This is a genomic window from Adhaeribacter swui, assembly GCF_014217805.1.
In the GTDB taxonomy this organism is placed as follows: domain Bacteria; phylum Bacteroidota; class Bacteroidia; order Cytophagales; family Hymenobacteraceae; genus Adhaeribacter; species Adhaeribacter swui.
On the sequence record NZ_CP055156.1, the window covers coordinates 3,757,194 to 3,770,231 of the forward strand.

The 13,038-nt window shown below is 41.8% G+C and carries 12 protein-coding genes; 7 read left to right on the forward strand and 5 right to left on the reverse strand.

Annotated elements, in window-relative coordinates; genetic code table 11:
• Nucleotides 1-3 precede the first annotated feature (3 nt).
• The 4 genes from HUW51_RS15730 to HUW51_RS15745 are packed head-to-tail and all read left to right on the forward strand — an operon-like array spanning nucleotide 4 to nucleotide 6,322.
• Nucleotides 4-1,476 (forward strand): TolC family protein, encoded by a 1,473-nt coding sequence (locus HUW51_RS15730; protein ID WP_185270580.1) that lies wholly within the window; start codon nucleotides 4-6, stop codon nucleotides 1,474-1,476.
• Nucleotides 1,477-1,509: 33 nt separating this feature from the next.
• A complete protein-coding gene (locus tag HUW51_RS15735) occupies nucleotides 1,510-2,643 on the forward strand; it encodes an efflux RND transporter periplasmic adaptor subunit (protein WP_185270581.1) in 1,134 nt (377 codons plus the stop codon).
• 8 nt (nucleotides 2,644-2,651) lie between these two features.
• On the forward strand, nucleotides 2,652-6,059 hold the full coding sequence (locus HUW51_RS15740; protein WP_185270582.1) for an efflux RND transporter permease subunit: 3,408 nt from the start codon (nucleotides 2,652-2,654) through the stop codon (nucleotides 6,057-6,059).
• A gap of 11 nt (nucleotides 6,060-6,070) precedes the next feature.
• A complete protein-coding gene (locus HUW51_RS15745) occupies nucleotides 6,071-6,322 on the forward strand; it encodes an acyl carrier protein (RefSeq protein WP_185270583.1) in 252 nt (83 codons plus the stop codon).
• Nucleotides 6,323-6,703: 381 nt separating this feature from the next.
• Here HUW51_RS15745 and HUW51_RS24790 read toward each other — a convergent pair whose 3' ends face one another.
• On the reverse strand, nucleotides 6,704-6,838 hold the full coding sequence (locus HUW51_RS24790; RefSeq protein ID WP_262891286.1) for a hypothetical protein: 135 nt from the start codon (nucleotides 6,836-6,838) through the stop codon (nucleotides 6,704-6,706).
• Nucleotides 6,839-7,296: 458 nt separating this feature from the next.
• On the opposite strand from HUW51_RS24790, the gene HUW51_RS15750 reads away from it, so the two are divergent.
• On the forward strand, nucleotides 7,297-8,163 hold the full coding sequence (locus tag HUW51_RS15750; protein ID WP_185270584.1) for a beta-1,6-N-acetylglucosaminyltransferase: 867 nt from the start codon (nucleotides 7,297-7,299) through the stop codon (nucleotides 8,161-8,163).
• Between the two features lie 263 nt (nucleotides 8,164-8,426).
• On the opposite strand, the gene HUW51_RS15755 is transcribed toward HUW51_RS15750, so the two are convergent.
• The 4 genes from HUW51_RS15755 to HUW51_RS15770 form a co-directional block, all read right to left on the reverse strand.
• Nucleotides 8,427-9,023, reverse strand: coding sequence for a hypothetical protein (locus HUW51_RS15755; protein ID WP_185270585.1), 597 nt, complete (start codon nucleotides 9,021-9,023; stop codon nucleotides 8,427-8,429).
• 148 nt (nucleotides 9,024-9,171) lie between these two features.
• Nucleotides 9,172-9,915, reverse strand: coding sequence for a M48 family metallopeptidase (locus tag HUW51_RS15760; RefSeq protein WP_228466675.1), 744 nt, complete (start codon nucleotides 9,913-9,915; stop codon nucleotides 9,172-9,174).
• Nucleotides 9,916-10,052: 137 nt separating this feature from the next.
• Nucleotides 10,053-10,877, reverse strand: coding sequence for a YkvA family protein (locus HUW51_RS15765; protein WP_185270587.1), 825 nt, complete (start codon nucleotides 10,875-10,877; stop codon nucleotides 10,053-10,055).
• 283 nt (nucleotides 10,878-11,160) lie between these two features.
• The gene (locus tag HUW51_RS15770; protein ID WP_185270588.1) at nucleotides 11,161-11,772 is read right to left on the reverse strand and encodes a C40 family peptidase; all 612 of its coding nucleotides are present in this window, start codon (nucleotides 11,770-11,772) and stop codon (nucleotides 11,161-11,163) included.
• A gap of 285 nt (nucleotides 11,773-12,057) precedes the next feature.
• Here HUW51_RS15770 and HUW51_RS15775 point away from each other — a divergent pair, with 285 nt between their 5' ends.
• Together HUW51_RS15775 and HUW51_RS15780 are read left to right on the forward strand one after the other, a co-directional pair.
• Nucleotides 12,058-12,366 carry a DUF4157 domain-containing protein gene (locus HUW51_RS15775; protein WP_185270589.1) on the forward strand — a complete coding sequence of 103 codons (309 nt, stop codon included), beginning with the start codon at nucleotides 12,058-12,060 and terminating at the stop codon, nucleotides 12,364-12,366.
• 123 nt (nucleotides 12,367-12,489) lie between these two features.
• Nucleotides 12,490-13,014: an acyl-CoA thioesterase gene (locus HUW51_RS15780; RefSeq protein ID WP_185270590.1), complete on the forward strand. Its 525-nt coding sequence runs from the start codon at nucleotides 12,490-12,492 to the stop codon at nucleotides 13,012-13,014.
• Nucleotides 13,015-13,038 lie beyond the last annotated feature (24 nt).

Here is a 13,038-nt window from a genome sequence, read left to right on the forward strand (position 1 = left end):
ATTATGAAAAAACAATTAATCCTCTTCTTATTGGGTGCAGCTTTTATTTGGTCGGGCCAAGTGGCCAGGGCGCAGCAGGCACCGCAGGCTTTTAGCCTGCAACAAAGCATCGATTACGCCTTGGCAAATCAGCCAAATTTAAAAAATGCCCAGCTGCAGAACGAAATTGCGGCGGCTCGTATTGGCCAAATCCGCTCTATTGGTTTGCCTCAAATTAATGCCGGGGTAGATGTCGGGAATAACGTGATTTTGCAAAAAACCTTACTGGACCCTAATACATTTGGCGGCGCCGGTAAACAGCAAATTACCATAACTCCCAACAATTTGAATTCTCTAAATAACGGACAAAATGTAGTGTTAAACCCGGAGTTTGTAGCGGATACCGAACCTCTACCACCCACTACCATTGCCTTTGGTTTACAATACGCCGGTAGCGCCGCGGTTTCGGCGAGCCAGTTGTTGTTCGATGGTTCTTACCTGATAGGTTTAAAAGCTGCTAAGGTGTATACCGATTTATCCCGGAAGCAATTGCAACAAACCGAAATTGAAACAATAGACCAGGTAACCAAAGCTTATTACAGCGTTTTAGTGTCGCGGGAACGGCTAACCTTACTTAACCGCAACCTGGAACGTTTGGAAAATCAACTGCGGGAAACCAGCGAAATTTTTAACCAAGGTTTTGCCGAGAAAATAGACGTAGACCGGTTACAGGTAGCTTATAATAACCTGAAGGTAGAACAAGAAAAAGCTACGCGTTTAGTTGCTCTAGGCGTTGATTTATTAAAATTTCAGATGGGCATGGAGTTGAGCCAGCCGCTGGAGTTAACCGATAAATTAGACAATGCCTTAGTAGAAGCCGAAATTGTGGCAAACAGTAACTTTGATTACAGCCGCCGTATTGAGTATTCTATTCTGGAAACCCAGCGCGATCTGGCCAAGCTGGATATCAAAAACAAGCAATCGGGTTATTATCCAAAGTTGTTATTAAATGGGCGCTATGGGTATAGCGGTTCCAGCAACAGCTTTCGGGATCTGGCCCGTTTCGAAACCCAGGTTGGCGAGAAGTTCTACCCTAATTGGTTCAATTTTGCCTTTGTGGGCGTGAGTTTACAGGTACCTATTTTCGATGGCTTACGCAAGAAATACGAGATTCAGGAGGCTAAATTAAACTTAAAAACCCTGGATAACGGCTTTCGGATTTTACAGCAAAGCATTGATTTACAGCTAAGCCAATCAAATACCAATCTGCAAAATGCCTTACAGGTAATTAAATCGCAAAAAGAAAGCCTGGATCTGGCTACGGAAGTGGCCCGGGTAACCAATATTAAATTTAAAGAAGGAGTAGGCTCCAACCTGGAAGTAATTACCGCCGAAACCGACTTACGCCAGGCCCAAACCAATTACTACGCCGCCATCTACGATGCGCTTATCGCCAAAGTAGATTTACAGAAAGCTACCGGAACCTTACAGAAATAAATTATTCAGAACTGATATACTTTTTTTAAAAATATGAAAAAACAATTAACCATAGCCCTTGTAACTGCTTTAGTAGGTTTTACTGCTTGCTCTAAAGGTGGTGGCACTCCCGAAGAACAATTAGCTGCTCTTAAAAAGCAACAAGCCGAAACCCAAAGCAAAATAGCCGAACTGGAAGGTCAGGTTAAAACTACCGATGCAGCTGCACCTACCGCGGCCGCCGTGCAGGTAGTAGTACAACCCGTTGAGCCCAAAACCTTTGACCATTACCTGGAAGTGCAAGGTAAAATAGATTTCGACCAGAACGTAACCGTTAGCCCTAAAGTACCGGGCGTATTAACCAGTGTGCGGGTAGCTGTTGGCGATCGGGTATCAAAAGGTCAGGTGCTGGCTACCATTGATGCTTCGGTGCTGGAAACCAGCGAACAAGAATTAATTACTGGTTTGGAGCTAGCCAATACGGTGTACGAAAAGCAAAAACGCTTATGGGACCAAAAAATCGGTACCGAAATTCAGTACTTAACCGCTAAAAACAATAAAGAGTCTTTAGAACGCCGTTTGGCTACGCTGCGCCAGCAAAAAGACCAATATTACATTAAAGCTCCCATTAGCGGGGTAGTAGATGAGTTTAATCCAAAAGCAGGAGAAGCCGTGAATCCGGGTTCGCCGCTGCCCATCGCGCGCATTGTAAACACGTCCGGCATGAAAGTAAAGGCCGATATTTCAGAAGCAAATGCGGGTAAAATTAACAAAGGCGACGAAGCGGTAGTGGTACTTCCGGACTTAAATAAAGAGTTCCCGGCTACGGTTACGGTAGTTAGCCAGGCCATTAATGCATCGTCGCGGTCTTTTCCGGTGGAGTTAAATATTAAAGGTGGCTCCCGGGTAGAATTACGGCCCAATATGATTGCTTTAATTAAAGTAAAAGATTACGAAAAACCCAAAGCCGTGGTAGTGCCGGTTAACGTGGTACAAAAAGATGAATCCGGCGATTTTGTGTACGTGGCCGCCAAAGAAGGCAACCAGAATGTAGTACGCAAGAAAAAAGTTACCACCGGCCTGAGTTACGCCGGCAAAGCCGAAGTAACCAATGGATTAGCTTTTAACGACCGGATTATTACAACCGGATATCAAAATCTGAACGAAGGACAACCAGTTACCTTTTAAGTAAGCGAATGAAAAAGATAAAAGAATTTTTTCCGACCAGCTGGTCCATTGATAATAAAACCAGCATTTATGTAATGACGGTAATCCTGACAATTGCGGGTTTGCTGTCTTACAACAGCCTCCAAAAAGAAAACTTTCCGGACATTGTGATCCCCACCATTATTACCGGGGTAATTTATCCGGGAACGTCGCCCTCGGATATGGAAAACCTGGTGTCGCGGCCCCTCGAAAAAGAAATTAAATCTTTATCGGGGGTAAAGCGGGTTACTTCTAACTCCATGCAGGATTTCTGTATGATTACGGTAGAATTTAATACCGGCATTGAGGTAGATGTAGCCAAGCAGAAAGTAAAAGATGCCGTAGACCGGGCCAAAGCGGATTTGCCGCAGGATATGCCCAACGAACCAGACGTACAGGAGGTAAGTTTCTCGGAGTTCCCGATTATGTACATTAACCTGTCCGGTGATTATTCCAGCGATAAATTAAAGCAATACGCTGAGAACGTACAGGACCGCATCGAAGCTTTATCGGAAATTAACCGGGTAGATATTGTGGGTGCGCTGGAACAGGAAGTACAGATCGACGTGGATATGTACAAAATGCAGGCCGCGCAAGTAACTTTCGGGGATATTCAACGGGCTATTGCGGCCGAAAACGTAACCATGTCGGGCGGTTTAATTGGCGTAGGCGAAATGAAACGCGCCGTACGAGTGGTAGGGCAGTATACCGATGCTACCGAAATTAAAAATATCGTAGTAAAATCTCTGCCTGGAGCCAATATTCCGCTAAGCGAAATTGCTACCGTACGCGACGGGTTTAAAGAAAAAGAAAGCTACGCCCGCCTGGATGGTAAACCGGTAATTACCCTGAACGTGATAAAAAGAAGCGGCATGAACCTGATTGAAGCTTCGGATAAAATCAACGCAATTGTAAAAGACATGCAGGGTAAGTCGCTGCCCAAAGATTTAAAAGTTACCGTTACAGGCGACCAATCTACGCGCACGCGCCACAGTTTAAATGACCTGATTAATACCATTATTATTGGTTTTATTCTGGTAACCGTTATTCTCATGTTTTTTATGGGTACTACCAACGCTTTGTTCGTGGGGTTATCGGTGCCTATTTCCATGTTTGTGGCGTTTATAGTGCTTTCGTTCTTTGGCCTATCCATGAACATGATTGTATTGTTCGCGTTTTTGCTGGCCTTGGGTATTGTGGTGGATGATGCGATTGTGGTTATCGAAAATACGCACCGGATTCACCACGACCATCATTGGAATATTGTAAAATCAGCGAAGGCGGCGGCCGGCGAAGTGTTTGTGCCGGTACTGGCGGGAACTTTAACTACAGTAGCGCCATTTGCGCCGCTTTTATTCTGGCCCGGTATTGTGGGTGAGTTCATGTTCTTTTTACCGGTAACCCTTATTATTACCTTAATGGCTTCGTTACTGGTGGCATTTATTATAAACCCGGTTTTCGCGGTGTCTTTCATGGGTAAGACCGAGGAGAACCCGATAAAAGCGCGTAAAACTTTCTTGTATTCCATGGTGGGTATGGCCGTATTTGCTGGTTTGTGCTACATCGCCGGTTTTCGGGGAGTAGGTAACTTAACCATAGTTATTATGCTGTTTGTGGCATTAAATAAATATGTGTTTACCGGTTGGATCAATAGTTTTCAAACAAAAGCGTTGCCTAGGTTCATGAATTTGTACGAACGCACTTTGCGGGGCGTACTAAAAGGTAGCCGCCCTTGGATCGTATTAGGTTCAGTGGTATTCCTGTTGATTGTTTCGGTGGTAATTACAGGCATGCGCCAACCAAAAGTTGATTTCTTTCCGCAAGGCGAACCAAACTTTATCTATGCCTACTTAACCTTACCGGTAGGTACCGACCAGGCTGTTACGGATTCTTTAACCAGTGTGGTAGAAAAACGGGTAACCTCCGTTATTGGTAAAAACAACCCGGATGTGGAATCGGTAATTGCTAACGTAGCCATTGGCGCCGGCGACCCGACACAACCTTCTTATACCGCTGAGTCGCATAAAGGTAAAGTTACGGTGGCCTTCGTGGAATTTATGGAACGTACCGGTCCGTCTACGGCTACTTATCTTACTAAAATCCGGGAAGCTGTTAAAGGTATTCCGGGGGCTGATATTGTGGTGGATCAGGAGCAAGGTGGCCCGCCGGTAGGTAAGCCGGTAAGTATCGAAGTTTCCGGTGAAGATTTCGGCACTTTAATTAAAGTATCCCGCAAAGTAGAACGGTATATTGATTCGTTACAGATTGGCGGTATCGAAGATTTACGTTCTGACCTGGAAGACAAAAATCCTCAGATCAGCGTGGCCATCGACCGGGTACGGGCAAACCGCGAAGGTATCAGCACGGCGCAAATTGCTATGGAAATGCGTACCGCAATTTTTGGAACGGAAGCATCTAAGTTTAAACGCGACGAAGATGAGTACCCCATCCAAATACGTTACGCCGAACCTTACCGTAAGAATATTGATGCGTTAATGGATATGCGTTTAACTTTCCGGGACATGTCCATGGGCGGCGCTATCCGGCAGATTCCGTTATCATCGGTAGCCAAAATTGATTACTCTACTACTTTTGGTGGTATCCGGCGTAAAAATTTAAAACGGGTAATTACTATTTCGTCTAACGTGTTGCAAGGCTATAATGCCAACGAAATTGTGGCCCGTATTCAGCAGGCATTGCCCAACATTAAAACACCGGAAGGTTACGAAGTTAGATTTGGCGGTCAGCAGGAAGACCAAAAAGAAACCTCTGATTTCTTGATGGTAGCGCTGGTGGCTTCCATTGGTTTGATCTTCTTGATTTTGGTAACGCAGTTTAACTCTGTATCAAAACCGCTCATTATACTGTCCGAAATCGTATTCAGTTTAATTGGGGTATTGCTGGGCTTCTCCATTTTCAACATGAATATTTCCATTGTAATGACCGGAATCGGGATAATTGCTTTGGCGGGTATTGTGGTGAAGAACGGTATTTTGCTAGTGGAATTTGCCGACGTGCTGCGCGAACGGGAAGGATACGAGTTGCGCGAGGCGGTTGTAATGGCGGGTAAAACGCGTTTAACACCGGTAATTTTAACGGCTACTGCAGCCATTCTGGGCTTAATACCGCTGGCAATTGGATTAAATTTAAATTTCTTTACCTTATTCTCCGACTTTGAACCGCACTTTTTCCTGGGTGGCGATAGCGTGGTATTCTGGGGGCCGCTGGCCTGGACTATTATATTTGGCTTAAGTTTTGCTACAATTTTAACACTGTTGGTAGTGCCTGCTATGTACTTAATCAGCGAAAGATTTAAATTAAAATTAGGTCGTAAGCCCAAGCCCGTGCAACCAATAGCACCACAACCGCATCTAGTAGAAGAATTTAGCACCCATTAATGTAAACACTTATGCCACGAACTTCCAACATCGAGCACCAAGTAATTCATATTATCAGTAAAACCAAAGAAATAAAACCGTCCCGGTTACAAGCGCACGCCAATTTAAGCCGGGAGTTTGGTTTCGATACTGTTGACGTGGTAGATATAATCTTAGAATTAGAGAAAAGTTTTAAAATAACCATTCCGGACGAAGTTCCTTTGGATACGGTAGGTGATTTTATCCATTTCGTATCCACCCAAACTTTTGCTAAGGCTAGTTAATCTATAAACACACAAGTCAATTTTTAAATTTTACGATTGTATAAAGCTAAAAGGCGAATCCGGTGATTCGCCTTTTTTATGAATGTATTTAAATTAAAATTGAGTAGCAGCTAGATTAAAAACAAAGTCGGTTATCAGAGCCAGTTTCCACAATTCTCCACTTTAAAGCTTGTATGATTTACTTCTTTCGGCATCTGTACAGGCTGCTGGATGCGGTAGGTAGCCGTTTTCTTACTGGGGTGCTCGGGTTACTATCGTAGAGTGACTTCCTCTAACTGCTCACCTTGGTGAGGTTGATAGTAGTAAACTAATATACTAAAGTTTAACACATGGCATATCCTGCTGATGCCGACTTAAAGCTCTCCTGCACAACCTGCACTTTTAGCAGAACTTTAAAGCTTTTTCAATGATGTATTTCAACGGTTGTAGGTCCAAAGCTAATTCAGCATAAATCGCCTCCAACCTTCTATTCTCTTCTTCCAGTTCCTCGAGCCGTTTGAGTTCGGTGGCATCCATACTGTTGTAACGCTGTCGCTATATGGAGAAAGCCGCTTGGCTTACGCCATGCTCCTGGCTAATTTTAGTGACACCTTTGCCTTGCTTAAAATCTTTGAGAATTTTGACAATTTGTTAAGGAGTGAAGGTCTTCCTTTTTATAAATAGTGTTTCAAGTTAAAAATTTGATCTTGCTAAACAATTCTATTTTCGGTTAAGCTGAAACAACTACTTAAGATTTCATTTTTTCATAGTGCTAGTTCTCTGCCTTCTATTACTATTGATATAATGCATAGTATTATAAGAGAAATTACTGGCTCAATAAATAATTACTTTTCAATTCAAAAAAATAGAATTTATTATTTATATTAATATATTGTAATATTTTTGTATTCTATTTGTTTCTTAACTGATAATAGATAATAACTTAAGGAATTCAAGTATTTGCTTTCTTAAGGAATAAATCGAAACAAAAATCTATGAAACTTGCCCATCTTATTCTTACGCATAACCACCCGGATCATTTAAAACGTCTTATTCAAAGGCTAACATATGGAGATGATGTTATTTTTATTCACGTAGATAAAAAAGTAGACATAACTACGTTCCATAACTTAATTAGTAATAAAAATGTTTTTTTTATAAAAAATCGTACCTCCATTGATTGGGGTGCTTTTAATATAGTGAAGGCTACCCTTAAAAGCTTTCAAGAAATTCTGCATTCGGGCACAGAATACCAATACATCAATCTACTAAGCGGTTCTGACTACCCTTTGCAAATGCCTGTTACTATTCATCAATTTTTAACTGACCATCCCGGCAAAGCTTTTATGAATTACCGGTTTATTTATGATGATTGGCAAGAAGCAATACCCAGAATCAATGAATATCACCTAAATAATTACCAGTTCCCGGGCAGGTACAAAGTACAAAAGATAATGAATAGATTGCTACCTACTAGGACAATGCCTTATGGCTTAGTACCTGTAGGACGCTCTCAATGGTTTACCATTCCTACTGAGTGCGTCAAGTATATTTTAGAGTATTGGGCAACACATCCTGCTTTAAGGAGATTTACAAGGCTTACTTGGGCACCTGACGAATTTATCTTTCAAACCATTCTTTATAATTCAGAGTACCGACACATTTTGATTAATAATGATTTACGTCTCATAGACTGGTCAGAAGGGAAAGCAAGTCCTAAAACTTTCACTCTAAAGGATAAAGATCAGCTTTTATCTTCTGATAAATTATTTGCCAGAAAATTTGATTCAAAGAATTGTCCGGAAATATTAGATTGTCTTGATAAAAAACTTATTTCCGTTCCACAAGTTAGCCCAGTATAGCTGAGGCATTATGCTTGAAAGGTTGGGCGAATCGAATTAAAGCATCATATGATCTTTTATAATTGTAGTCCTGTAGCCAATTAGAAGTAATTTATCTCACTTCGCTTAAGTTTTCAAAAGTATAAGCATCGAGTAAATTTCATAAGCACTGTTTTAAGTTAATATTTTTTCTTTTACTAAATAGTTCAATCTTCGGGGAAGTGTATACTTCCAATTATACTACGTTATACTTAAAACAGGGATATCGGTAGAATTCGATTTACTTAATCCAGGTAAGGCCGAAACTTGACGGCGCTTAGCTTATTATTCCGGAACACAAGATAGATGTTGTCGGTACCGGTGTCGTTGCTGATCTGGATAATGTCAGGTATAGATTTTTCGGCAGTCAAAGTGGGGAACAAATGCTTTACTTGTTCTTTGGTTAAGCCAATTTGTAAAGGGTGAGTAAACACCCGCATTGAATCGCGGATTAAAGCCGATTGGTAAAAATACTTGTTTTCTTCGGCACTTACCCGGTAGAGTTCAACGTAGGAGTGGGCTTTCCGGATGGTGATGATGGTATCGGTTTGTCCGGCCGAAAACTTGTTAATCACTGGTTTTTTAACAACCTGATTCGTATGAAACAATTGTTGAACGGTACGAGTCGAAATAGAGTCAACCATAAAAGGTTGCGAGGCAAACGCATCCAAAATCAGAAGGGTATCCTGGTACGACGTAGTTCCGGAGTCGGTTAGCGATTGTAGCGCTTTGGGAGGCGGCTGCGGTTTACTCGACGTTATTTCTTTTTGATTATTTTGTTCGCAGGCGTAACCAAACAAAAGCAAAAACCAATAAGCGGTGGAGGTAAAATAATTCCTCATGAATTAGAAGCGGGTTTGTAAACTAGAACGCACCTAATAAAAGCAATTCAAGACAGAATACCTAACTCTTAAACTATATTCAATTTACAACCCAGTTATACAGTCGCCAGAGTTAGAGAATTTAAGAATTGAAATTATTACCGGATTTTTAAAAAATGGCTACCCGGTAGGCTTTCATGCGGCGGTCCAGACCGCGGGCATCGCCGCTGATGCGGTCGAGCAAAGCCCAGAAACGTGGGCCATGGTTTTTTTCGACGGTATGGGCTAACTCGTGCAAAATCACGTAATCGCGTAAGGCTTCGGGCAAACGCATTAAATGTAAATTGAGGTTTATGTTATTCGTAGCGGAGCAGCTTCCCCAGCGCGTGCTCGTATTTTTAATAACTACTTTGTTAAAGGTAAAGCCAAACTTTTGCGCAAAATAAGCCAACCGGCCTGGTAAATAAGCTTTCGCTTCTAAGCGATAAGTCGCTTCTACCGATTGCCGGATAAATTGCTGTACTTCCGCATCGGTTTCTTCTTTATAACCCGGGTAAGTAACCAAAAGCGTATTACTCTGAATCCGGGCTTTATAAATGGTTTGTCCCGAAATGGCTTGTAACTGCAAGGTATGGTTAAACGTGCGGAAAGGTTTACTCGCGGAGTAAATGGTACGTTTATCTTCTTGCGCTTTAATATGATGCAAATGGTGCTGAACCCAGTCGGTTTTGCTGCGCAGGAATTCCTCGGCTTTTTCGAAACTTACCTGGGGGGGTACTGCAACCCGCACGCCCGCTAAAGGTTTAATGCGAATACTGACGTGTTTGGCTTTTTTACTACGTTCTAAAAGTACGGTGCCGATACTTTCGATATAAATCTGGACTGAAGAAATAGATGGTGATCCCGCGCGCACAATAAATAATCTTGCTGACAATATAAAGTTACACATCCTTCCGGAAATAGCAAATAAACCGGGTTTACTTACGCCGGCATAAAAACAAAAATCACTCCCCGTTAGAAGAGTGATTTTTAAAATTTTTAAATTTTATATTAGCGCACGTTGCCACCTGCCCGGCTATCTGCGTCGTTGGAGCTGGGTATCCGGGTGCTATCGGTGGTGGCGGCGCGTACGTTTGGTTCGCCAGCTCCGGAAGAAGTAGCCCGGATGGCCGAATCATCGGGCGTGTTGCTTTCGGTTTGCAAATCGTGCGGTGTAAACTCTTTTACTCCTAATTTCTCCGCGTCGTTTTTTAAAGTTCCGTCTTCGTTGCGTTTCTGCGACGATGTACTGTTTTCCGGGTTTATTGTCTGGCTACTGCCAACTGACTGGTTGGTAGCGTTGTGGGCGTTAGGAGTAGAGGCATAGTTATTTTCGGGAGAACCGTACTTGGGGGTAGTATTGGAGGTATCTACCGGTTGGCTGCTGCTCACCACGGCATTTTGAACGGTTTGTACCTGGTTGCCTCTTTCCCATTCTTCAAATTTATCCATTTCCGATTTAATGCCGGTCATAAACCAAGCCAGCAAAGCCGCATCGTCGAGCAAACCAATTACCGGGATAAAATCTGGTACAAAATCAATCGGCGATAAAAAGTACAAAATTACCGCAATACCGCCTACTACCGTGCTGGTCGGGATGCCGGTATACTCGCCGGTTACGGCCGCTTTAATCATCCGGGACAATGTTTGCAAGCTTTCCCAAACTTCATGAGCCAGGGTGCCTACATCTTTTTTCTGACTGGCTTTGGTATAAGCATCATTTAAAAGTTTTTTTACCCGTAAAGGTTTCTTCAGGTATTCTTCGGCGTTTTTAAGAATATTTTTAAAAATCGAGGATTCGGATATTTTCTGGCCGGTGCTTTTGTTATTTTCCATAGTAGCAAGTGGTTGATGTATCTGGTTAAGTCTGCTGAATTTAAAAAATTGCTGTTTTACTGTTTTTTATTATAACGTAAACCGAAGCAAATGTAGCATAAAATTTTAGCTGCCTACCTTATACTGGTTTACGTAAAAATAGTTAAGCAAGACTATGAACAAAACAAAAGCAAACCCGAAAGCACTGATATAATTTAAAAAAATACGATGGCATAAAATAAAAAGCCCAGGTAGCAGGAGCAAACATCCTGGTACCCGAGCTTTTTATTATAAATGTAGCTGATTATAAGTTTACGCGACCGGCCGCATAATAATTTCGGGCGTAATAAGCCTGGTTTAACGATGATACCATTACGCCTCCGTTACTGGCCGAATGAACAAATTTGTTATTGTTTAAGTAAATGCCCACGTGGTAAATGGGTTTACCTGGGCCGCGACGGAAGAAAACTAAATCACCAGCTTTGATTGCTGATTTCTTAATGCGTTCTACGCTCTGAAACATGGAGCGGGAGCTGTGGGTAAGCGTAATGCCGTAAACTTCTTTATAAACTTTAGAAACAAAGCCGGAGCAATCGGTTCCTTTTTTAGAAGCGGCGCCACTCCGGTAAGGAGTACCCAGCCATTCGGCCACGGTTGCCAAGAGCTGTTTGTTTTCGGAGTAATTTAACTTAACCCCCAGGGTTTGAGCGTAGTAATTATAGTAAAGGGTGTCTTTAAAGCTGGTGGTGGGCGCCGTAGTTTCAGTTATAATCGGATCTTCGGGTAAGTTCAAGGGCAAAACCGAAGCCGTTTCTACGGTATTTAATTTAGCATTTTTATTAGTAGGGGTATGCTCAAAAAAGAGCGATAAAGTCATAGAAAGTGCGGCGCAACTACCTAAAATAATGTTTTTCATCTGGTTGGGTTAGAATGATACAATACGCTAAGCGTTTACTGGCAAAAACTAAAATTTTTTAAAATTCAAGGTTAAAAATGAAACCTTAAAAAGTAACCAATAGTATAAAATTGATTATTCAATCTTGATTTGTTGACTAAAATTAGATAATTAATTTTAACATCCAAGAGCCGTCAGAAAAAAAATCTTTCTTTCGTGCAACATATCTCTGAAATTTACAATAACAATATTGTTATTTTTACAGGATTATACTAAACCTATATTTTGCATTTCTCCGTTGCCCGCATGAAATTTAACGAAATTAAAATTGTTGAAAATTCGTGGTTCGCCCGCCTTGCCCGTTTAGTGTTACGGACTGATAATGTGGCAATGGTGCTCGGAAAGGCCATTCATTTAAGCGGCGTTAAAAAAGAAGCGTTCTTGCGTAACCAGGCTTGGGTAGCCCACGAGCACTGCCATTTGCAGCAATTTAAAAAATATGGTTTTTTTCGGTTTCTTTGGCTTTATCTAATAGAGTCCATGAAGGTGGGGTATTATCATAATAAATTTGAGGTAGAAGCGCGCTTAGCAGAAAAAACGCTGGATGCAAAATAATTCAGCCAAGCCTTGGTGAAACATTTAAGTTGGGATTAAGTTTTGTTAAAATACTTCCGGTGTAACCCGGGTAGTAACCTTAAATCTACTTGTAATTTTACCAACATCTTAAAACCAATTTGTATGAAAATAGATAGGGACAACCTGGTTAAAGTGCCCGAAAGCAAAATGTTTGTCCGTTTTCAGGATTGCGATGCTTTGGGCCATTTAAATAATGTGCGCTATTTCGATTATTTTTTAAATACCCGCGAAGAACATACCCGCTATTATTATGCTTTAAATTTAATGGAGCTTGCCAAAAAATACCGGGCCAACTGGGTTGTTACCAATCACCAGATTGCCTATGTGCGGCCAGCCGATTTAGGCGAAAACATCATAATTCAAACCCAACTTATTTATTTCGATAATAATAGCATTGTAATTGAAGCCTCGATGTATAACGAAAACCGGAGCCATTTAAAATCTTTACTATGGTCTACGATGCGGTACGTGAGTGCCGAAACTGCCCGGTCTACGGAACATCCGGAAGAAATATTGGAAATGCTGGCTGCCGTGCAGGTGGCGCAAAAAGAACACCGGCCCGAAGGTTTTCATAATCGCATCACGGAAATTACCCAAGCTTTAAAGCGCGCTCAAGCTACGTCTTAACCTTAAAATTTACTGCCTTATAAA

Coding starts and splice junctions, on each gene's coding strand:
- HUW51_RS15745 (WP_185270583.1), top strand. CDS start 6,071: ATGCCACGAACTTCCAACATCGAGCACCAAGTAATTCATATTATCAGT.
- HUW51_RS15750 (WP_185270584.1), top strand. CDS start 7,297: ATGAAACTTGCCCATCTTATTCTTACGCATAACCACCCGGATCATTTA.
- HUW51_RS15735 (WP_185270581.1), top strand. CDS start 1,510: ATGAAAAAACAATTAACCATAGCCCTTGTAACTGCTTTAGTAGGTTTT.
- HUW51_RS15755 (WP_185270585.1), bottom strand. CDS start 9,023: ATGAGGAATTATTTTACCTCCACCGCTTATTGGTTTTTGCTTTTGTTT.
- HUW51_RS15780 (WP_185270590.1), top strand. CDS start 12,490: ATGAAAATAGATAGGGACAACCTGGTTAAAGTGCCCGAAAGCAAAATG.
- HUW51_RS15740 (WP_185270582.1), top strand. CDS start 2,652: ATGAAAAAGATAAAAGAATTTTTTCCGACCAGCTGGTCCATTGATAAT.
- HUW51_RS15775 (WP_185270589.1), top strand. CDS start 12,058: ATGAAATTTAACGAAATTAAAATTGTTGAAAATTCGTGGTTCGCCCGC.
- HUW51_RS15765 (WP_185270587.1), bottom strand. CDS start 10,877: ATGGAAAATAACAAAAGCACCGGCCAGAAAATATCCGAATCCTCGATT.
- HUW51_RS15730 (WP_185270580.1), top strand. CDS start 4: ATGAAAAAACAATTAATCCTCTTCTTATTGGGTGCAGCTTTTATTTGG.
- HUW51_RS24790 (WP_262891286.1), bottom strand. CDS start 6,838: ATGGATGCCACCGAACTCAAACGGCTCGAGGAACTGGAAGAAGAGAAT.
- HUW51_RS15770 (WP_185270588.1), bottom strand. CDS start 11,772: ATGAAAAACATTATTTTAGGTAGTTGCGCCGCACTTTCTATGACTTTA.